At 69.6% G+C, this 18,909-nt stretch carries 17 protein-coding genes and 3 pseudogenes; 9 read left to right on the top strand and 11 right to left on the bottom strand.

What is annotated here, in order from left to right:
- Nucleotides 1-25 precede the first annotated feature (25 nt).
- The gene (locus AC1VWI_RS00785; RefSeq protein ID WP_499508901.1) at nt 26-904 is read left to right on the top strand and encodes a geranyl diphosphate 2-C-methyltransferase; all 879 of its coding nucleotides are present in this window, start codon (nt 26-28) and stop codon (nt 902-904) included.
- A gap of 122 nt (nt 905-1,026) precedes the next feature.
- Here the strand turns inward: AC1VWI_RS00785 and AC1VWI_RS00780 are convergent, their stop codons facing one another.
- Nucleotides 1,027-2,340, bottom strand: coding sequence for an MFS transporter (locus tag AC1VWI_RS00780; protein WP_499508900.1), 1,314 nt, complete (start codon nt 2,338-2,340; stop codon nt 1,027-1,029).
- The gene (locus AC1VWI_RS00775) at nt 2,337-2,945 is read right to left on the bottom strand and encodes an ArsR/SmtB family transcription factor (RefSeq protein ID WP_499508899.1); all 609 of its coding nucleotides are present in this window, start codon (nt 2,943-2,945) and stop codon (nt 2,337-2,339) included. Before AC1VWI_RS00775 ends, AC1VWI_RS00780 begins: the two co-directional genes overlap by 4 nt.
- 59 nt (nt 2,946-3,004) lie before the next feature.
- Here AC1VWI_RS00775 and AC1VWI_RS00770 point away from each other — a divergent pair.
- A pseudogene (locus tag AC1VWI_RS00770) lies at nt 3,005-3,451 on the top strand (maleylpyruvate isomerase mycothiol-dependent enzyme family protein); the annotation flags it as partial.
- Nucleotides 3,452-3,528: 77 nt separating this feature from the next.
- Here AC1VWI_RS00770 and AC1VWI_RS00765 read toward each other — a convergent pair.
- From AC1VWI_RS00765 to AC1VWI_RS00755, 3 genes are all read right to left on the bottom strand, one after another.
- A complete protein-coding gene (locus AC1VWI_RS00765) occupies nt 3,529-4,968 on the bottom strand; it encodes a dihydrolipoyl dehydrogenase family protein (protein ID WP_499508898.1) in 1,440 nt (479 codons plus the stop codon).
- A 221-nt stretch (nt 4,969-5,189) separates the two neighbouring features.
- Nucleotides 5,190-5,663, bottom strand: coding sequence for a VOC family protein (locus AC1VWI_RS00760; RefSeq protein WP_499508897.1), 474 nt, complete (start codon nt 5,661-5,663; stop codon nt 5,190-5,192).
- 612 nt (nt 5,664-6,275) lie between these two features.
- Nucleotides 6,276-7,103, bottom strand: coding sequence for a helix-turn-helix transcriptional regulator (locus tag AC1VWI_RS00755; RefSeq protein WP_499508896.1), 828 nt, complete (start codon nt 7,101-7,103; stop codon nt 6,276-6,278).
- A 241-nt stretch (nt 7,104-7,344) separates the two neighbouring features.
- On the opposite strand from AC1VWI_RS00755, the gene AC1VWI_RS00750 reads away from it, so the two are divergent.
- Nucleotides 7,345-8,100, top strand: coding sequence for an SDR family NAD(P)-dependent oxidoreductase (locus AC1VWI_RS00750; RefSeq protein ID WP_499508895.1), 756 nt, complete (start codon nt 7,345-7,347; stop codon nt 8,098-8,100).
- A gap of 30 nt (nt 8,101-8,130) precedes the next feature.
- Here AC1VWI_RS00750 and AC1VWI_RS00745 read toward each other — a convergent pair.
- Nucleotides 8,131-8,537: pseudogene (locus AC1VWI_RS00745) on the bottom strand (IS1380 family transposase); the annotation flags it as partial.
- 397 nt (nt 8,538-8,934) lie between these two features.
- Between AC1VWI_RS00745 and AC1VWI_RS00740 the strand changes: the two are divergent.
- Nucleotides 8,935-9,176: pseudogene (locus AC1VWI_RS00740) on the top strand (hypothetical protein); the annotation flags it as partial.
- Here AC1VWI_RS00740 and AC1VWI_RS00735 read toward each other — a convergent pair.
- Nucleotides 9,173-10,183 carry an NADP-dependent oxidoreductase gene (locus tag AC1VWI_RS00735; protein WP_499516691.1) on the bottom strand — a complete coding sequence of 337 codons (1,011 nt, stop codon included), beginning with the start codon at nt 10,181-10,183 and terminating at the stop codon, nt 9,173-9,175. The pseudogene AC1VWI_RS00740 and the gene AC1VWI_RS00735 overlap by 4 nt on opposite strands.
- A gap of 111 nt (nt 10,184-10,294) precedes the next feature.
- On the opposite strand from AC1VWI_RS00735, the gene AC1VWI_RS00730 reads away from it, so the two are divergent.
- A complete protein-coding gene (locus tag AC1VWI_RS00730) occupies nt 10,295-10,879 on the top strand; it encodes a TetR/AcrR family transcriptional regulator (RefSeq protein ID WP_499508894.1) in 585 nt (194 codons plus the stop codon).
- 108 nt (nt 10,880-10,987) lie between these two features.
- Here AC1VWI_RS00730 and AC1VWI_RS00725 read toward each other — a convergent pair whose 3' ends face one another.
- Together AC1VWI_RS00725 and AC1VWI_RS00720 are read right to left on the bottom strand one after the other, a co-directional pair.
- Nucleotides 10,988-11,728, bottom strand: a complete 741-nt coding sequence (locus AC1VWI_RS00725) for a class I SAM-dependent methyltransferase (protein WP_499508893.1) — start codon at nt 11,726-11,728, stop codon at nt 10,988-10,990.
- Nucleotides 11,729-11,865: 137 nt separating this feature from the next.
- Complete coding sequence (locus AC1VWI_RS00720) at nt 11,866-13,335, bottom strand: DEAD/DEAH box helicase (RefSeq protein WP_499508892.1); 1,470 nt, start codon at nt 13,333-13,335, stop codon at nt 11,866-11,868.
- A gap of 586 nt (nt 13,336-13,921) precedes the next feature.
- Between AC1VWI_RS00720 and AC1VWI_RS00715 the strand changes: the two genes are divergently transcribed.
- Entirely contained in the window at nt 13,922-14,953 is a 1,032-nt protein-coding gene (locus AC1VWI_RS00715) for a serine protein kinase RIO (RefSeq protein WP_499508891.1), read from the top strand.
- Nucleotides 14,954-15,137: 184 nt separating this feature from the next.
- Here AC1VWI_RS00715 and AC1VWI_RS00710 read toward each other — a convergent pair whose 3' ends face one another.
- Both AC1VWI_RS00710 and AC1VWI_RS00705 read right to left on the bottom strand, forming a co-directional pair.
- Complete coding sequence (locus tag AC1VWI_RS00710; RefSeq protein WP_499508890.1) at nt 15,138-15,899, bottom strand: polysaccharide lyase family 7 protein; 762 nt, start codon at nt 15,897-15,899, stop codon at nt 15,138-15,140.
- A gap of 372 nt (nt 15,900-16,271) precedes the next feature.
- The gene (locus AC1VWI_RS00705) at nt 16,272-16,805 is read right to left on the bottom strand and encodes a GNAT family N-acetyltransferase (protein ID WP_499508889.1); all 534 of its coding nucleotides are present in this window, start codon (nt 16,803-16,805) and stop codon (nt 16,272-16,274) included.
- Nucleotides 16,806-16,946: 141 nt separating this feature from the next.
- Between AC1VWI_RS00705 and AC1VWI_RS00700 the strand changes: the two genes are divergently transcribed.
- From AC1VWI_RS00700 to AC1VWI_RS00690, 3 genes are all read left to right on the top strand, one after another.
- On the top strand, nt 16,947-17,258 hold the full coding sequence (locus tag AC1VWI_RS00700) for a hypothetical protein (protein ID WP_499508888.1): 312 nt from the start codon (nt 16,947-16,949) through the stop codon (nt 17,256-17,258).
- Entirely contained in the window at nt 17,255-17,647 is a 393-nt protein-coding gene (locus tag AC1VWI_RS00695; RefSeq protein ID WP_450398762.1) for a type II toxin-antitoxin system death-on-curing family toxin, read from the top strand. Before AC1VWI_RS00700 ends, AC1VWI_RS00695 begins: the two co-directional genes overlap by 4 nt.
- Before the next feature lie 495 nt (nt 17,648-18,142).
- Nucleotides 18,143-18,856, top strand: a complete 714-nt coding sequence (locus AC1VWI_RS00690) for a deoxynucleoside kinase (RefSeq protein WP_499508887.1) — start codon at nt 18,143-18,145, stop codon at nt 18,854-18,856.
- The last annotated feature ends 53 nt before the right edge of the window (nt 18,857-18,909 follow it).

Raw genomic sequence — 18,909 nt, 5'->3', positions numbered from 1 at the left:
GCACCTGCACGACGAGGAGCAACAGTTGACCCACGCCCCTGCCGCCCGGCCCGCGGTCCTTCCGGTCCCGGCCCAGTCCACCTACCAGAGCCGGATCGCGGACTACTGGAACGCCGAGGAGAACCCGGTCAACCTCGAACTCGGAAAGATCGACGACCTGTACCACCACCACTACGGCATCGGTGAGGCCGACACCTCGGTCCTCGACGAACCCGATCCCGGCCGGCGGCGCAAGCGCATCACCGCCGAACTGCACCGCCTGGAGCACGCCCAGGCCGAACTGCTCGCCTCCAACCTGGGGGACCTCTCCGCGGACGACCGCGTCTTCGACGCGGGCTGCGGACGGGGCGGCGGCAGTGTCGTGGCGCACCTTCGCTACGGCTGCCACGCCGACGGGGTCACCCTCTCCACCAAACAGGCCGACTTCGCCAACGACCAGGCCCGTGTCCGGGGCATCGACGACAAGGTCCGCTACCACCACCGCAACATGCTCGACACGGGCTTCGAGACCGGCGGGTACGCGGCGTCCTGGAACAACGAGTCCACCATGTACGTCGAGCTGGACCTGCTGTTCGCCGAGCACGCCCGCCTGCTGCGCCGCGGCGGACGGTACGTGACCGTCACCGGCTGCTACAACGACACCTACGGCCAGGCCTCGCGCGAGGTGTCCCTGATCAACGCGCACTACATCTGCGACATCCACCCGCGCTCCGCGTACTTCCGGGCGATGGCGCGCCACCGTCTGGTACCGGTCCACGTGCAGGACCTGACCGAGGCCGCGATCCCCTACTGGGAGCTGCGCAAGCAGGCGGACCACCTGGTCACCGGCATCGAGGACACGTTCCTGACCGCCTACCGCAACGGCAGCTTCCAGTACCTGCTCATCGCGGCCGACCGGGTCTGACCCTGCTGCACGGCGACACCCACGGGCAACCGCCCCTCACCGGCGCGTGCCAATCGCGCCGGTGAGGGGCAGCCGTTACGGCAGCGCGGCCCACGCTCCGACCCGGATGCTCCCGTTGCGGGTCAGGTAGGCGATGGCTGCGCCTCCCGGTCCGTGTCGGTGCCGGGAGCGACCGGGTGGCCGGGGGGCAGGGAGTGGATGCGTGGTATCGGCGAGGGCAGCAGCCAGAGCAGCGACAGCGCTCCGCCGACGGCAGCGACGAGGAGCGTCACCCGGAGGCCGATGAGGGTGGCGAGGAGCCCGCCGAGGACGGCGCCCACGGGGCGTACGCCGTAGTTGATCGTGCTGTACGCGCCGGCCACCCGGCTGCGCATGCCATCGGGGATCACTGCCGCCTGAAGGGAGTTGAGGTTGACGTCGAAGAGCATGACGCCGACGCCGGAGAGGAACTGGGCCAGGGCCAAGGCTCCGGCGCGAGCCCACAGGGGGCCGCCCGCGGCAGCGGCGATGGCGATCGGTGCCGGGAACAGCACAGCGCCCACGGCGATGCTGCGGCCGATGCCGAGCCTTCGTGAGACCTTCGGCGCGATCACCGCGCCGAGGAGCGAGCCGGTGGCGCCGATCCCCAAGGCCATGCCGATGACTGCGGCGGTCAGTCCGAGGTTCCGGCTGGCGAACAGCACGATCAGCCCGCTGCCCGCGACGAAGGTGAAGAAGTTGATGGTCGCCACGCACCCGAGGCCCGGCCGCAGCACCGGGTGACGGATGACGAACGCCAGTCCCTCCCTGGCACGCCGCAGCAGCGGGGGTGTCGCTCGGTCAGGGACGGCCGACACTTCGTCCATCGAAACCCGGCCGACCAAAAGCGCGGACGCCAGGAACGTCAGGGCATCGACGACGACGGCGACGGGAGCGGTCAACGCCTGGACCAGAGCACCACCGATCGCCGGGCCGGCGACGTATGACGCCGACCGGCTGGTACTGAGCTTGCTGTTCGCGTCCACGTAGGACGACCGGGGCACCAGGTGGGCGAAGAACGGGGGATAGGCGGTGTTGAACAACACCGCTGCGGCGCCGGTCAGTAACGCCACGGCGTACAACTGCCCCAGCGTCACCGCCCCCAGCACATGGGCGGCGGGGAGGGAGAGCAGTACTGCGGCGCGCGCCAGGTCGGCGAGAACCATCAGGCGCCGCTTGTGGATGCGGTGGTCGACCCAGGCACCGAGGACGATCCCGAGCAGGTTCGGGGCCCAGATGAGCGCGGTCAGCCACGCCACCTGATGGGCCGAAGCGTGCAGCGCCCCCACCGCGATCAGCGGCAGGGCCAGTTCGGTGATCCGGTCGCCGAACTGCGAGACCGACTGGCCGGCCCAGAAGCGACGGAACCGCTGGTCACGCCAGAGCGATACGGGTACGGCCTGGTCTGCGGCGCTCATGGCGTCCCGCCGGTCTGCTCCTCGGCGCCCTCGGGCAGGGCGTAACGCAGCAGCCGGACGCCGCGGGCGTCGGCCGGACGCGCGGCCTCGTCACGCATCACGTAGGGCGCGAGGACGCGTTCGATCGCGTCCTCGATGGCGGCGAGTTCGTCGGCGGAGACGACGACACGGGTGTTGGCCAGCCCCGCACGCCGCAGCCACGCCGGTTCGAGGTCGGGCTCGACCTCGGCAGCCCACCGGTTCGCCAGGTCCGCGGAGCGCACGAACATCTCCCGGGACAGGACCCGCGCGGCCGTCCTGCCCTCCTCGTCCTCCGGGTCCTCCGGCGCCTCGAACCGGAAGCCGCGCGCCACCGCCTCCCACCGCCGCTGACGACGGTCCGGGCCGGGCTCGGCATCGCGGACCAGCCCGAAGCCCGCCAGATGCCGCAGATGCCAGCTGGTCACGGACGGGGTCGCCCCCACATCGGGCGCGAGTTGTGTCGCCGTCGCCGGCCCATGCCGCTGAAGGCGTTCGAGGATCGCCAGCCGCACAGGGTGCGCCAGCGCCCGCATCGCCCGCGGATCAGTGATCTCGACATCGCCCAGACGGTTACCGGCATCCATGACGTGAGAGTCTCCTCTCACATATTGTGAGAGTCAAGTCTCACATCTCCGTTCCGGGCCGCTGCCGGTTCGACTTCGACAAGCAGGTGGCCATGCGGCTGGCCGAGCAGCTTGGCACGACTCCGGCCGAGACCCTCGAACGATTCCGGCATGTCACCCCGAGCACCACCAAGCCTCCCTTGCCCGCCATCGCGATGCTGGGCGAGACGATCGTGCACGGAGAGGACATCCGGCGCCCGCTGGGCATCCGGCACGACCACCCGATCCAGGTCCTCACGCAGGTCGCCGAGTACTACCAGGGTTCGGACCTCGTGGTCCTCGCCAAGGGCCGCATCGGCGGACTGCGACTCGTCGCGGACGACGGCCCGTTCGCCACCGGTTCCGGGCCGCTCGTGTCCGGCCCCACCGTGGCCCTGATCATGGCCACGACCGGGCGCGCGACCTACTGCGACGACCTCGAAGGCCCCGGTGTGGAGCTCCTCCGCAGTCGCTGCGGGGCTACGTGACGTGTGGAGTGCTTTTCAGGCCCGTACGCGGGCGCTGCGGGGGCTTCACAGCCCCCGCAGCGCCGGCCGGGCCATGCTCAGCCGCGGTGGGTCTCCAGCAGCCGCAGCCAGACTTCGCCGAGGGTCGGGAAGGCGGGGACGGCGTGCCAGAGCCGGTGGAGGGGCACCTCGCCCGCGACCGCGATGGTGGCCGAGTGCACCAGTTCCCCGACGCCGGGGCCGGCGAAGGTGACGCCCACCACGGTGTTGCGGTCGGTGTCGACGAGCATGCGGGCCTTGCCGCGGTAGTCCTCGCCGTACTGGTGGGCGCCGGCGACGTGGGCGAGGTCGTAGTCGACGACCTTGATGCGGCGCCCGCTCTGCTCGGCCTCGCGGCTGGTCAGGCCGACGGAGGCGACCTCGGGGGTGGTGAAGACGACCTGGGGGACGGCCGCGTGGTCGGCGGTGGCGACATGCGCGCCCCAGGGAGCGTCGTCGACGGGCTCCCCGTTGGCACGGGCGCCGATGACCGTGCCGGCGATCCGGGCCTGGTACTTGCCCTGATGCGTCATGAGCGCACGGCGGTTGACGTCGCCGACGGCGTAGAGCCAGCCGCCGTCGACGCCGGTGACACGGAAGGTGTCGTCGACGGTCAGCCAGTCGCCGGGGGTGAGACCGACGGTCTCCAGGCCGACGTCGCGGGTCTGCGGGGCGCGGCCGGTCGCCAGCAGGATCTCGTCCGCGGCCAGTTGCCCGCCGTCGGAGAGCGTGATCCGCACCTCGCCGTCTTCGCCGCCCTCGCGGGCCAGGGAGGTGACGGTGGTGTTGAAGCGGATGTCGACGCCGGCTTCGCGCAGTCCGTCGGTGACCAGCTCGCCGGCGAACGGTTCCATCCGCTCGAGGAGTCCGTCGTCGAGGACGAGCATGGTGACCTGGGAACCGAGCGCCTGCCAGACGGTGGCCATCTCGACGGCGACCACACCGCCTCCGACGACGGCGAGGCGGCCGGGCACCTTGTCGGCGCTGGTGGCCTCGCGGCTGGTCCAGGGGCGGACGGTGTCGAGTCCGGGGATCGGGGGCAGGGCGGCGCGGGTGCCGGTGGAGACGGCGACGGCGTGCCGGGCGGTCAGGGTGACGGTGTCGCCCTCAGGGGTCTGCACGGCCACCTGCTTGGGGCCGGTGAGGCGGCCGTGGCCGCGTACGAGGTCGACGGAGACCGAGTTCAGCCAGTCGACCTGGTCCTCGTCCTTCCAGTACGAGGACATCTTGTCGCGGTGTGCGAGGACCGCCTCGACGTCCAGCGGGCCGGCCACCGCCGGATTGAGTCCGGGTACGCGGCTCGCGTCCGCCCGCACCACCACCGGTCGCAGCAGGGCCTTGCTCGGGTCGCAGGCCCAGAACGAGCACTCGCCGCCGAGGAGTTCGCGTTCCACGATCACGGCGCTGAGACCTGCGGCGCGGGCGCGTTCGGCCACGTTCTCGCCGACCGGCCCCCCGCCGATGACGATCACGTCGTAGGTGCGGGTCGTCTCGTTCATCACTGCTGCGTTCCTCACTGTCTCGTTCCTCATTGCTTCCGTGACTCGGTCGGACGTTCTGGCGGCCGCGGCCCATCGCCGGCCGCGGCCGCCGGTCGGCCCCGTGGCAACCGGACCGCCGGGCGGCGGAGAGCACCCTTGCGCTCGCCCGGCGGTCCGGTGTCTGTCTTGGGCCCGGATGCGGCCCGTTGCGGCCCTTGGACGGTGGCTTCGTGGGGTGGTCAGCGGCCGGGGAGGCGCTGCGAGACCTCCTGGAGCACCCAGCCGTTCCCGTCCGGGTCGCTGAAGGTGAGGAAGGAGCCGTAGGAGGCGCGCTCGGGATGCAGGCCGGCCAGCTGCTTCTGGCCGACACGGTCGTAGGTGACGTCCCCGCCCTCGTGGCCGTGGTACAGCAGCCCGCCGGCGTCGTGGAAGATCTCGCTGACCTCGATGCCGCGGCCGACGAGCTCCGCGCGGGCCTCCTCGATGTCGGAGACGATGAGATACAGGCCTTGGAACGAGCCGGGTGCGATAGGAGTCATTCCCTCGCCGAAAATGATCGAGCACTCGGAGCCGGGCGGAGTGAAGTGCACGACCCGGAATTCCTCGTTGGCCGTGTAGTCGACGTCCAGGCGGAATCCGACCTTCTCGTAGAAGGCCTTGGCCCGGTCGGTGTCGGAGACGGGCAGCACGATCATTTCGAGCTTCAGGTTCATGGGGAAGTCCTTGGTTCTTGACGACTGCGTGCATTCCAGAGAACCAGCCGGAAGGGCGCCCCGGAGCGGTCGGGCAGGCCTGCCTTGGCCCTGGCCTGCTGGTCCAGGTACTGGCAGGTCCCCCCAGCGCCATCGCCGACTCATGAGTGGTGAGCGGCTTCGCGAGCAGGCAGCGTGACCTTGTTGACGCGGCTCCGGGATGGCTCCTGAACGGCAGCGGAGCATCGACCCCCTGATCGGAGGCGCCTGCGGGCCGGACAACGGTGGTCGGTGTGGGCAGCTCGCGGCAGCGGCTGTCGGACCGTGTGCACGGCCGCAGCGGTAACCAGCCTCAGCAACCCGTTCCGGGCTCGTGGGCACCTGTTCCCCGGAACGGAACCCGCTCGGCGGCCCACTTTCGCGACGATTCATGAAGGCGAATATCGAATCCGCCCTCTCTTACGCGCCAGTATTATCGAAAAGCGCCAACTTCCAGGTGGCCCGGGCCAGTGGTTCTTCGTGAGCGCTTTGCGAGTCTTTATATTCCTTCATAGCCACGACGCAAGTCGACAGGGTATGACCTGTACCTTGCCAAGAGGGCGGCAAATAGCTTGGCAAGGTCTTGTAGGAGGCCTAATAGATCAGGGAGTCCAGTAGTCGCAGGCGTTGCGCAGAATCGGAGCCGTGTGCGGCGCCGAGGAAGACGACGCGTTGTCCGGAGTTCTCCCCCACTTCCAAGGTTTCCTCGTTCAGAGTCAGGCGGCCGACCATGGGGTGGTCGATCTCGTACACTCCGTGCGTGCATTGACTGACCGGGTGGGCTGCCCAGAATCGGGCGAACTCCGGACTCTTGATGCTCAGCCCGCCGATCAACTCCGCGAGCTGATTATCGTCAGACAAGTCGGCGGTGGCCATGCGCAGGTAGGCAGCCACATCGCGGACCTGATCGGCCCAGTTGACCATGAGGTCGCGCATCGCCGGTTCGAGGATCACCTGTTTGGCCAGGTTGACCCGCTGCCCCTGAGTGAGGCCGAAGAGCGCATAGCCGAGCCTGTTCGCGCCGAGTAGATCCATATGTCGCCCGACGATCAGCGCCGCCTGCTCGCTGTTGCTCATGACCAGTGCGAGGAGCGAGTCGCGGATCTTTTCGGGCCCGGGGTTTCGCTGGGAGAATTTCCCGGGCGAGACCAGACGCAGAAGGTGGAGTCGCTCGCTGTCTTTGAGGCGCAGTGCGTTGGCGATAGCTTCGATTACCGATTCGGAAAGTTGATGGCTTTCTCCCTGCTCGATGCGGGCGTAGTAGTTCACACTCACACCCGCGAGCAGCGCCACCTCCTCGCGCCGCAAGCCCGGAACACGCCGAACTGTCCCATATGTCGGAATATCCAGTTCGGCGGGGGTCAGCGCGGCCCGCCGCGACCGCAGGAAGTCGCCGAGTTCCGTGTTCCGCTGCTCGCTCATGCCCCCCATCCTGCTCCTCCAACCCGCGGGACAGCCAACCCACGCCATGGGTACCCACAATGTGGTGAGGCGCCGCACCCACCCGCTGGGCCAGTCTCTGAGGCATGGCCAAGCAGCCCACCTGTGTCACGTGGACCCGTCGCCGGCGAGATCGTCGCCACGCTGCGGGCTGGAGTGGCACACGTGTGGCCGCGCTGGCACTAGTCCCACCGAACTTCGGTAAATGATTGTGAGGGCACCCATGCAACAGAAGCTCGCAGGCCAAGTCGCACTGGTGACAGGCGGATCGCGCGGGATGGGGGCAGCCATTGCCGTCAGGCTCGCGGCCGACGGCGCCGACGTGGCATTCAGCTATGCGGCCGATCCCGAGAAGGGCAAGAAGACCCTCGCGGCAATCGAAGCGACCGGCCGTCGCGGATTGGCTGTCCAGGCCGACCAGGCCGACCCCGGGCAAGCAAAGGATCTTATCCACCAGGTCGCTGATCACTTCGGTCGACTCGACATCCTTGTCAATAATGCTGGAGTGCATGTCACGGGAACAGTCGATGCGCCGGATCGCGACCAGAGCCAATTCGACCGTCAGTTGGCCATCAACCTTCAATCGGTTGTCAGTATGGTGGTCGCTGCGGTCCCCCTCCTTCCGGAGGGAGGGCGGATCGTCTCCATCGCATCCAATGGATCCGCCACCACCACGGTGCCCTTCCCCGGTCTCTCCGACTATCTGGCGACGAAGGCTGCGGTCGTCACCTACACCAAGGGCTGGGCGCGCGATCTCGCCCCACGCGGCATCACCGTCAACGCGATTCAGCCCGGCGCGATAGACACCGATATGAACCCGGCCGATGCGGAAGATGCCTCCTTCGTCACATCACTCACCCCGATGGGGCGGTTCGGGCGCCCCGAGGAGATCGCCGCCGCTGTCTCCTTCCTCGTCGGGCCGGAGGCTGCATTCATCACCGGAGCCAGCCTTCCGGTCGACGGCGGTTTCAGCTGCTGACCACCGCGGGCTCGCGGGCGGCTCGGATGGGTCTTCGGTGCGGGCTCCCAGTCGGTGGCGGACTTCGAGTTCGGCGATCGACCGGTCGGGGGCGTTGGTGGCGAAGCAGGTGCTCCGCATACCGTCTGCGCCGGAGATCCTTAACCGGGTGCCGGGACGGGCGTTCCTTGCGGACGATCAGCCGCATTCCCTTGGGCCGGCCGTCCAGGACATCGCTGGCCAGTTCGGCGGCCCAGGCCCCTTCACGGATGTCGCCGTCGGTCTCGATGGCCAGTGTCCAGGCCGGCTCGGGGACTTTCAGGACGTGGTGGTGCCGCCGGCGGAGTCCGTGCGGATGAGTGTCTGCCGTCCTCGCCTGTAGGTCTTCGGTCGTTGGGTCCGGGCGAGTCGGTGGTGGTGATGTGGTCGGTGGCCGTGTTCTGGGCCGAAGACGGCGGCTCTCACCGCAGAATCGTCGCGTCCGCGAGGCGGCCCCCGCCCAGCGCGACCGCAAGGGCCATGTCCAGGAGGATCTTGCCGGGATCGTGGACGGCCCACGGTTTGCGCCACGGAGCCAGAGCAGCGGATAGGCATGTACCACCCGTTACGCTCCTTCGCCTGAGAAGTGCTTCTTTCCACGGCACGATCCGGACCCTCAAGAAGTCCTATCGTTCCAGGTCAGGAGCACTTCTCGCGTTTGTGGTCAAGCGTTGGACAGGCCGCCTCATGAAAGCCCGAGGTCAGGTCTTCCGCAGTGTTGCGCACCCGCGCCGGCCGGACCGGCACCCCGGACCCAGGTGACCGCCGACCGCCCGGGCGCCGGACACCGATCGGCGACCGGCACGGCTGACGAATGTGCACCAGCTGCGGCCGGCCCGCACGGGCGAACCCGAACGGACCGGTGCGCAGCTGTTCAATCCGCTGCGGCAGCTGATCGACTCGGTCAACGACCCCCTCAGGGGCCGGCTGGACCTCGAACGCCACCGTGCTGCACACCCGGCGGCGTGGCCCACCGCATCCTGCAGCGACTCCTCGCCCTGACCGCCGCCATCCGGCACAACCACCACCTGCGCGTGGGTGAAGCCCCTCGTTCCTAGGCGACCGTGAGCACGATCTTCCCCTGGATGTGCCCTCGGGCGGCGCGTTCGTGCGCGGCTCGGGCATCCGTGAGCGCAAACGTGCTGTCGATCGCGACGCGGACCGTGCCCGCGTCGAGCAGGCGTGCCAGCTCGGCGAGCTGCGCGCCGTTCGAGCGGACCTGGGTGCCCGTGACGGTGACGCCCAGCTTCGCGGTCTCCTCTTCGTCGAATTCGCCGAAGAACACGGGGAACTGGGAGCCGCCGCGTTTGAGCGTGCGCAGGAAGCGCTTGCTGTGGGGGCCGCCAACGGCGTCGAGAACGAGGTCGACGTCGTGCACGAGTTCCTCGGGACGGTTCTTGGTGTAGTCGATGAACTCGTCGGCGCCGAGTTCGCGCAGGAAGGATTCGTGTGCGCCCGACGCCACCGCGATGACCCGTGCGCCCTTCCATTTCGCCAGCTGAAGCGCGAAGTGTCCCACGCCGCCCGCGGCGCCGTTGACGAGCACCGTCGTGTCGGCGTCGAGTGGCACCGGACGGTGCTGCGCCGCCTGGAAGGGCGACGGGTGATCGTGGCCGAGCTCGATCAGGAACTGCCACGCCGTGAGCCCGGCCATGGGCGCCCCGGCGGCGTGCGCGTGATCGATGCCGGCCGGCTTGAGCGCGAGATCCGACGCGGGCGCGGCCACGTACTCGGCGTAGGTGCTGCCGTCGAAGCTGGGGAAGCGAAGGAGACCGAAGACCTCGTCCCCGACGGAGAAGCCGTCCACATCCGCGGCGACGGCCTCGACGACGCCCGACAGGTCCGTCCCCGGAATCACGGGCAGGCTGAACTTCGGCCGCACCTCCGGAGGCAGGTTCGACATCCCGTCGCGCAGGTACCAGTCGGGGGGATTGACGCCGACCGCGTGCACGCGAACGAGCACCTCGCCCGGCCCCGGCTCGGGCATCGGCACCTCGTCGTACCGCAGAACCTCAGGACCGCCGTGCTCATGGAGCCGGACCGCCCTCATCGTGTGTGTCGGCATCGTTTTCTCCTGCCCGCGCTGCGGGATAGACTCATTCGGATCAGCGATCCACATAACCGGACCACTGATCCGAATATATGGACCACTGATCCGGATAGTCAAGGGGGGCAGATGCGGGCCGACGCCAGGAAGAACCGCGACCACCTGCTCGCAGTAGCGGGCACCGCCATCACCGAGCAAGGCGTCGACGTGTCACTGCGCGACATCGCGCGCAGGGCCGATGTCGGGCTCGCGACGCTGCTGCGTCACTTCCCGACCCGCGAGGCGCTGCTCGACGCCCTGCTCCGTACGAGCTTCGACGAGCTGACCGCCAAGGCAGGCGCCCTCGAAACGTCCGACTCGCCCGACGACGCCCTCGTTTCGTGGCTGCGCGACTGCGTCGCCTGGACGACCGAGTACCGGGGCGCCGTGGTGCTGATGGCAGCCGCCATCGAGGACACCGAGTCCGCACTCCACGCTTCGTGCGTCACGCTGCGCGCGGCCGGCGCGCGGCTCCTCACCCGTGCCCAGGCCGCGGGCACCGCGCGGACCGACATGGACGGCGCCGATGTGTTCGCCCTGGTAGCGGCGCTCGCCTGGCTCGGCGATCAACCCTCGCTCGCGCCACGCGCCGAGCACCTCTTCGACGTTGTCGCAAGCGCGATCCTCACCCGCACACCGAGCAGCGATGCCGAGGGGAAACCCGGCGGGAGCTGATCGTCGCGTACGCCCCTCGCGGGAGGTGGACCGCGACCGCTCACACGCCTCCGTCGCACAGTTGGCAGGCGAGCCGGGCGGAAGGCACGGACCTGCCCCCGCCCGTTCCTACAGGTCGGCTACGAGAAGTCGGTAGCCGACGTCGAGCGTTTCGCGGTCGAGCAGGTCGGCATGGCGTTCGTGCCACAGACCGGAAGACAGGTCCCTGGACAGCCGCGCCAGGCCCGGGCGGAGGACGTCCTCACCGGTCTGGGCGAGCATCGATATGCCGGATCGCACTTGCGGGTCGAGGTATGCCTCGGGTCGGCGCCAGAAGGCAGCGCCGAATCCGTCGGTGCAGTCGTGCGGGACCGGGACCGTCTCGATGCGCGCGCCTCCGAGCAGCGCAACCATCCGGTCGATCGGGATGGCCCTTGTGTCGTCGAACGCGGCCACCTCTGGCAGGTATTCGTCCAGCAGCCAGAACCTGCGGAAGACGGCCTGGTCCCACGTGAGGATGACGACGCGATGCCGGGCGATCCGAAGGAGTTCCCCGACACCGGCTTCCAGGTCGGTCCAGTGGTGCACGGTCAGCAGCGCCATCGCCGCGTCGGCCGAGTCGTCGGCGATGGGAATCGACTCCGCCGATGCCTGCAGGGCCCGCGCAGATCCGGTCGGACGTTGGGCGATCATCACCGAACTGGGCTCAATCGCCAGGACCGTTGCCGGTGGTTCGTAGGAACCGGCGCCGGCACCCACGTTGATGACCGTGTCGGCATCGCCGAGCGCCTCGTGGATCTGGGCGGCGATCCGGGGATCCGGTCGTCGCGTGTGACTGTAGGTCGCACCGATGCGGTCATACGTCGTCACGAGGACAGTATGCCCCGTCGCTCAGTTGGCGGCGAAGCCGGAACGCATCGCCGTTTTCAGAGCGTTCATCAACGCCCTGCTCGCCCGTGCCGTCGCGAGCGCCGCCCCTGATGCCTGGCGCCACGGCGTGCCCGGGGTCAGTTGCCCCGGCGGATGCGGGCGGCCTCGCGGGCCGCGGCCATCTGGCGGGCCTCGGCCGTCTTGCGCGACTCCCGGCCGGGGCGTGTGCCCAGGCCGCGGAAGGGGGCGCTACCGCGTGCCGGTGCCTGCGCGGCCGGTGCGCCGGCGACCGGAACGCCGGACGGGGCCTTGGCCCCGGTGATCCGGCTCAGCGCCGCGTCGCCGGAACGCACCTGGGTGATCGCCGGCCGGATGCCCGCGTCGGACATGAGCCGGGTCATGTCGGGGCGCTGGTGCGTGGTCACGAGGGTCACCACCCGGCCGGACCGGCCGGCCCGCGCGGTCCGCCCGCCGCGGTGGAGGTAGTCCTTGGCGTCACCGGGGGGATCGACGTTGACCACGAGGTCCAGGTCGTCGATGTGGATGCCGCGGGCGGCGACGTTGGTGGCCACCAGGGTCGTCACCTCGCCGGTCTTGAACCGTGCGAGGGCCCGGGTGCGCTGCGGCTGGGACTTCCCGCTGTGCAGGCCCGCCGCCGCGACACCGGAACCCTCGAGGTGCCTGGTGAACTGGTCGACCGCGTGCTTGGTGTCCAGGAACATGATCACCCGACCGTCACGGGCGGCGATCTCGGTGGCGGTGGCGTACTTGTCGGCGGCGTGGACGTACAGCACGTGGTGTTCCATGGCGACGACGGTCGCGGCCGAGGGGTCGACCGAGTGGACCACCGGATCGGTCAGGTAGCGACGGACCAGGAGGTCGATGTTGTTGTCGAGGGTGGCCGAGAACAGCATCCGCTGGCCGCCCGCCCGCACCTGGTCCAGCAGCTCGGTGACCTGCGGCATGAACCCCAGGTCGGCCATCTGGTCCGCCTCGTCCAGGACCGTGATCCGCACGTGGTCCAGGTGGCAGTCACGGCGCGCGACGAGGTCGCTCAGACGTCCGGGCGTGGCCACGACGACCTCGGCCCCCGCCCGGATCGCTCCGACCTGCCGGCCGATCGAGAGGCCGCCGACCACGGTGGCGAGCCTGAGGTCCAGCGCCTGGGCGTAGGGGGTGAGCGCTTCCGTGACCTGCTGTGCCAGTTCACGGGTGGGCACCAGGACCAGGGCGCGGGGCCGCTTGGGCTCGGCACGCTGCCCGGCTGTACGGGTCAGCAGCGGCAGGCCGAAGGCCAGGGTCTTGCCCGAGCCGGTGCGTCCCCGGCCGAGCACGTCCCGGCCGGCCAGTGCGTCCGGCAGCGTGGCGGCCTGGATGGGGAACGGTTCGTCCACGCCGAGGTCGGCCAGGGTCTTCAGCAGGGCCGGCGGGAGCCGCAGCTCGGTGAACGCCGTCATCGGCGGCAGGGCCGGGGTCGTCGTCACGGGTGCCGCGAACTCGCCCTGCGGCGTCGTGGGGCGTCCCTTGCCGCCGGAGCGGCCGGGAATCTGCGGACGGGAACGGCCGGACTGGCCGGAGCGCTGGTCGTTCCGGGGCGAACGGTTCACGGGCGAACCTTCCTCGACGGGCACGCATCGAGGGAATTCCCGGCGGATGCGCGGCCGGGGAGTCGCCAGAACGAGCCGAAGACAAGACGGTGACCGACAGCGGGTGGTCCCGTCCGTACGGCGTGGGGTCGAGCTGCGTCGTGCGCGCCGCCGCCGGTACCGACGTCCGCGGAACGCACTTCCCCACGAGTTTACCCGCCCGGTCCCATTTCCCCGGCGGGTCCGCGGTCCCGCACGGGGCGGCGCCCTTCCGGCCCGGCCGGGACGACGGCGTACCCAGGACCCGGTTGGCGTCCGCGCAACGCGGGGTCGCCCCCTTCGGTGCCCGTCAACCCGTGCCTGCGGGGGCCTGAGAAAACCGGTTGCGCGGTGTGCGGGGCTGGTTAGGATCGTGCCGATCTGGAGTGCTGGGCGTGAATAACGGCCCGGCGTAGTGGGAGAGGAGGTGCGTCTTCGTGGACGCCGCCCTGACGCGGCGCGCTCGTGTGTGCGCGCCAGACGCCTTTTCTCGCTACCTGCCCACCGGCTGATGACGCGCGTTCGCTGACGCTCCGTCCGGTGGGTCCTTCCACTGGAGATCATCACCATGCGTGAGCGCTTTGCCGACGGCGAGTCCTTCACCCGTATCCGCCCCAAGGGCACCAGACGACGCAATCACCGCGACGCCGACGAGGCCTTCGAGGAGGCCTTCCCCGAGTACACGGCACGCCGGCCCTCGGCGGCCGGGGATGCCCGCAGCACCCAGGACGCCCGATCCTCCGTCTTCGATTCCGGCGCCGAGGACGACGAGGACACCCTCGAGGAACCAACCCCCGGACACTCGACCGACGGCCCTGCCGAGGGTGACCGCTGGTCCACCTGGGACCGGTCGACGCCCACCGAGAAGGGCCCCGAGCCGCGCCCTGCATGGGTGGTGACGGACCTGGCCGCCGTCGACTTCGAACTCGGGATCGTCAAGACCGGCAAAGAGGCCGATGTCTTCCTGATCGAACGGGCGGTGCCCGGGACCGGCCGCCGCACCCTGATGGCCGCCAAACGCTACCGCGACGGACAGCACCGCATGTTCCACCGCGACTCCGGATACCTGGAGGGGCGTGCCCACAAGGAGTCCCGGATCAGCCGGGCCATGGCCAAGCGCACGGCCTTCGGCAAGGAGGCCATCGCCGGCCAGTGGGCCGGCGCCGAGTTCGCGGCGCTGTCGCGGCTGTGGTCGGCGGGGGTGGCCGTGCCGTACCCCGTGCAGATCCTCGGGACCGAGATCCTGATGGAGTTCATCGGCGACCGGTCGGGGACGGCCGCGCCACGTCTCGCCCAACTCCGCTCGGAAGAGGTCGATCTGGAGGACCTGTGGGAGCAACTGGGCCGCAGCTTGTCGCTGCTCGCGCGTGACGGCTACGCGCACGGCGACCTGTCGGCCTACAACATCCTCGTCCACGGGGGCCGCCTGGTCGTCATCGACGTGCCTCAGATCGTCGACGTCGTCGCGAACCCGCGGGGTCTGTCCTTCCTGGAGCGCGATGTCCGCAACGTGGGCGCCTGGTTCGTCTCCAGGGGCCTCGCCGAGCGACGTGTCGAGGAGCTGGCGCAGGCATTGGCCTTCGACGCACGGCTGGGCTGAACGCCCTCAGTGAATCGGCGCGTCCCCAGTCGCTGTGCACCCACGCCGACGCGCGCCGCGGGCCCGGGAGCCACTCCCGGGCCCGCGCGAGCGGGGGCTGCGCGCCTTGCCCGGGACGGCAGCGCGCAGCCCCCGGTCGAGCGGTCCCGCCGCGATCATGTCGCTCGCGGCGGGAGCCGGTAGCTCAGCTGTGTGAGACCGTGAGGCCGTAGAAGGCGACGCGCGCGCCCCTGGTGGTGCTGTCGGAGGAGGACTGGTTGTACGAACCCGCCTTGAAGTACTGCTTGTAGGCGTTGAACGACGACGGGATCGCGTAGTGCGTGGTGCTGCCGTTCACCGTCAGGTCGATGGTGTGGCCGCCGGAAACGCCGATGGTGTACGTCCACGTCTTGCCGACGGACACGTGGCCGACGGTGTGGAGCGTCTGGCCGCCGGAGGGCGAGTTCTCGGTGCCGAGGACGATGTCGCCGCTGGAGCGGTAGTACAGCTCCAGCAGCGGCTTGGTGGACGAGCCGCCGGAGCCGAGGTGGATCTGCCCGACGCAGACGTTGGAGGTCACCGAGACCACGCGCAGCGTCGCGCTCATGCGGTGGGTACCACTGAGCGGCCAGTCTGCGGCGCTGCCGCTGCGGTTCATCTCGCGCAGTTCGGAGCGGGCGTAGTTGGAGTTGGGCGTGGTGACGCCCTTCTCCGGCGCCCAGAAGGTCATCGCGCCGTCGCGGGTGTCGGTGTAGAAGTACGAGTCCTGGTAGCCGTTCGCCCCTTGGAGGCGGGACGAGGAGATGGTGGTCGGTGAGCCCGGGGAGCCGACCGGCTCCTGGAGCTGCCACACCGAGAGATCGAAGTTGCCGCCGGGGGCGACCCTGGGGTCGGCGGCGAAAGCGGGGCCGCTGCCGATGACGACGGTCGCGACGGCCAGGGAGGCGAGCAGCGTACGCACGCGCATGGGGGGACCTCCTGTCGGATCACGGTTCACTTACCTGAACGCGGTGTGTGGATGTGAACACCGGTCAGCTCGAGACCGTAGGGCCGTGGCGTGGCCGCGTCAAGGTCTGTACCAATCGCCGTGCTGGCAGTGCGCGGCCGGTCGCAGGACGGAGCCATCACAGCCGCAGTGGAAGCTGCCCACGGTTGCGGCGACCACAAGAAGCACCCGGCGATGGAGATCGCCGACCTGTCCGGAGCGAGGGCGGCCGGCGAGCCGGAAGGCCCGATCGTCGTCCGCGGGGAGCACCAGCACCGGGGTAGGCCTTCGTACCGCCCGGACCGTCGGCGGGGCCGTGGTCCACGTGGACGCTCGCAGGGCGGTGGCGCTGGTTCAGGCCTGGAACTCGGTGAGGTCGATGGTGTGCACGCGCAGGGGGAAGCCGTACTTGGGGTGTGTGGTCTCGCGCTGCGGCGCCATGCCGAGCTTGCGCATGACGTTCTCCGAGGCGTCGTCGCCGATCCGGGCGATGCCGATCAGGCGTTCCAGGCCGCGGTCCTGGAGCGCGAACTCCATCGCGGCGTGGGCGGCCTCCGAGGCGTAGCCCTGACCCCAGAACTGTCGGCCCAGCCGCCAGCACACGGACACCTCGGGCATCACCTCGGGCAGGAATTCCGGCAGGGACAGGCCGGTGAAACCCGCGAGTTCACCCGAGGCCAGCAACTCGACGGCGAACAGGCCGAAGCCCTCCTCGTCCCACTCCTCCTCCCACCGCTCGATGGCCTCCGCCGTGTGTTCCAGGTCGCGTACGGAGCCGTCGCCGACCCAGCGCATCACCTGCGGGTCGCCGTTGATCTCGGCCATGGGCACCAGGTCGTCGTCCTGCCAGCGGCGCAGGAGCAGGCGGGGCGTCTGGATCTCGGTCATGGGTTCATCCTGTCGAAGGCGAAGCCGCAACGGTAATCGGCGTGGCGGCAGACGCCGTCCGCCGCCGCACAGCCCGCCGCCGTTGCCGGCGTCACCCTTGAACCACTCGCGCCCCGGTTGTACTGGCGGTACCGTCAGTACATGCCGACTTCCAAGGGTATGAACGTCCCGTTCGCGGACGATGACGAACTGGACCAGGTGCGCCGCGCGGCCACGGCCGCGGGCTTGTCCACCCGCGAGTACATCCGCCGGGCCGCGCTCAGCTTCGCCAACGCCGTCCCGAACGAATTCCTGCAGGCCGCGGTGGAGGCGCACGACCACGTCAAGGACGCGTTCGCCGAGATCCTGCCGGAGGACGGACGTCCGAACGAGGAGCGCCGCTCCGCGGAGGCGGAGGCCGGCCGCCGCCTGGCCGAGCTCGACGGCGACCAGGCACACGGGAGCGCCGCATGAGCGCACCCCGCCCCGACGGGGTGATCTACGCGGAGGTACCGATGCTGCTGCAGGTCGCCGAGCACATTCTCGGTGACCCGCAAGCCGACGACCTGGGAGTCCTTCCCGCCGCGGTCGCCCGCCACCGCGCGGAGGCCATGGGCCAGGATGTCTACGGCTCGATCTGGCTCAAGGCTGCCGCGCTGCTCCACACCCTGGTGAGGCTCCCGGCCCTCGAGCACTCCAACGGCCAGTTCGGATGGCTCGCCGCAGTCGCGTTCCTCCGCGTGAACGGCCACACCCTGACCTACCCGCCGAAGGACGCCGCTGTCCTGGTCCGCGACGCCATCTCCGGCGAGAAGTCCGTCAAGGAGATCGCCCTGCAACTTCGCCAATGGGGTACCGCCTGAAAGAACTCGCCGGAGTGAGGGAGCACGGCACGCCCGTAGGGCGCGGCATCAAACCCCTGATCGTGCGACGCGGCGTCGCGCCCGGATCCAGCCCGGGCGCGATCCGGTGGTCGCCGAGCGAACCTCTGCCCGGCTCCACAGTCCATGCGCCTCCGGGCCCGTGACGAGCGCCGCGCTGCCCTCCACCACGGCCTGCTGGAACTCGCCCGCGGCATCATCTGCCTGCGACGACTCCCGTACGTCATTCTGAAACGATCAGTTAAACTTCAGGGCGGCCGCGGGGGCTGCGGCTCGTCGCTGTGTGGCGACTGCGGAACGGCCAGGTCGGCCGGTCGAGGAGAGCGGCCGGTGTCAGGACCGGGGTCCGGACGGGGACGACACGACGCTGATCACGAAGATCCCGGGAATCGCGTGACCGCCGACGCGCGTCCAAGTGGTCTGGGGCGCCCTGCCCACCCGCCCGTGAACAGAAGACCCGCCACGGAGATGTGAGGTATGTCAGTGATCTGCGTCGGAGGCATGATCGGGATCGGCAAGACGAGTGTGGCCGAACTGCTCGCCAAGGAACTGGGCAGCGAAGTCTTCTACGAGAGCGTGGAAGACAATCCGATCCTTCCGCTCTTCTACACGGCGAGCCCCGAGGAGATCCAGGCCAAGCGGTACCCCTTCCTGCTTCAGCTCCACTTCCTGCAGACGCGGTTCGCCTCGATCAAGAAGGCGTACAAGCAGGGCGACAACGTCCTGGACCGGTCCATCTACGAGGACTGGTACTTCGCCAAGGTCAACCACGACCTGGGCCGGATCAGCTCCCTCGAGATGCGGGTGTACGAGGGGCTTCTCGACGAGATGATGCGCGAGATCGACGGCCTGCCGTACCGCAAGGCACCCGATCTCATGGTCTACCTCAAGGCGGACTTCGAGACGGTGCTGCACCGCATCGGGTTGCGGGGCCGAGACTTCGAACAGGACGAGAGCCTCGTCGAGTACTACCGGACGCTGTGGTCCGGCTACGACGACTGGGTGCACAAGCACTACTCGGCCAGCGAGGTCCTCGTCGTCGACATGAACAACACAGATGTGGTGAACAACCCCGAGGACGCGGCCCGCGTGGCGCGCGAGGTCAAGGACGCCCTGGCGGCGGTCGAGCGCCGGGCGAACGCCACCGGCGGGACTGCCGCATGCGAGACGCCCACGGCGGTCTGCGCCTGAGCGGCGGACACCCTCCAGTCGCCTCACGTCCCGAAAGGCCACGGATCCATCCC

It is taken from the genome of Streptomyces sp. TOM-9 (genome assembly GCF_056858595.1).
This window is presented reverse-complemented; position numbering and strand designations above follow the sequence as displayed.

Excerpts from the sequence above, each read along its gene's own strand:
- AC1VWI_RS00700 (WP_499508888.1), top strand. The coding sequence starts at position 16,947 with ATGCCGACTTCCAAGGGTATGAACGTCCCGTTCGCGGACGATGACGAA.
- AC1VWI_RS00710 (WP_499508890.1), bottom strand. The coding sequence starts at position 15,899 with ATGCGCGTGCGTACGCTGCTCGCCTCCCTGGCCGTCGCGACCGTCGTC.
- AC1VWI_RS00780 (WP_499508900.1), bottom strand. The coding sequence starts at position 2,340 with ATGAGCGCCGCAGACCAGGCCGTACCCGTATCGCTCTGGCGTGACCAG.
- AC1VWI_RS00730 (WP_499508894.1), top strand. The coding sequence starts at position 10,295 with ATGCGGGCCGACGCCAGGAAGAACCGCGACCACCTGCTCGCAGTAGCG.
- AC1VWI_RS00695 (WP_450398762.1), top strand. The coding sequence starts at position 17,255 with ATGAGCGCACCCCGCCCCGACGGGGTGATCTACGCGGAGGTACCGATG.
- AC1VWI_RS00690 (WP_499508887.1), top strand. The coding sequence starts at position 18,143 with ATGTCAGTGATCTGCGTCGGAGGCATGATCGGGATCGGCAAGACGAGT.
- AC1VWI_RS00735 (WP_499516691.1), bottom strand. The coding sequence starts at position 10,183 with ATGCCGACACACACGATGAGGGCGGTCCGGCTCCATGAGCACGGCGGT.
- AC1VWI_RS00765 (WP_499508898.1), bottom strand. The coding sequence starts at position 4,968 with ATGAACGAGACGACCCGCACCTACGACGTGATCGTCATCGGCGGGGGG.
- AC1VWI_RS00715 (WP_499508891.1), top strand. The coding sequence starts at position 13,922 with ATGCGTGAGCGCTTTGCCGACGGCGAGTCCTTCACCCGTATCCGCCCC.
- AC1VWI_RS00760 (WP_499508897.1), bottom strand. The coding sequence starts at position 5,663 with ATGAACCTGAAGCTCGAAATGATCGTGCTGCCCGTCTCCGACACCGAC.
- AC1VWI_RS00705 (WP_499508889.1), bottom strand. The coding sequence starts at position 16,805 with ATGACCGAGATCCAGACGCCCCGCCTGCTCCTGCGCCGCTGGCAGGAC.
- AC1VWI_RS00755 (WP_499508896.1), bottom strand. The coding sequence starts at position 7,103 with ATGAGCGAGCAGCGGAACACGGAACTCGGCGACTTCCTGCGGTCGCGG.
- AC1VWI_RS00775 (WP_499508899.1), bottom strand. The coding sequence starts at position 2,945 with ATGGATGCCGGTAACCGTCTGGGCGATGTCGAGATCACTGATCCGCGG.
- AC1VWI_RS00750 (WP_499508895.1), top strand. The coding sequence starts at position 7,345 with ATGCAACAGAAGCTCGCAGGCCAAGTCGCACTGGTGACAGGCGGATCG.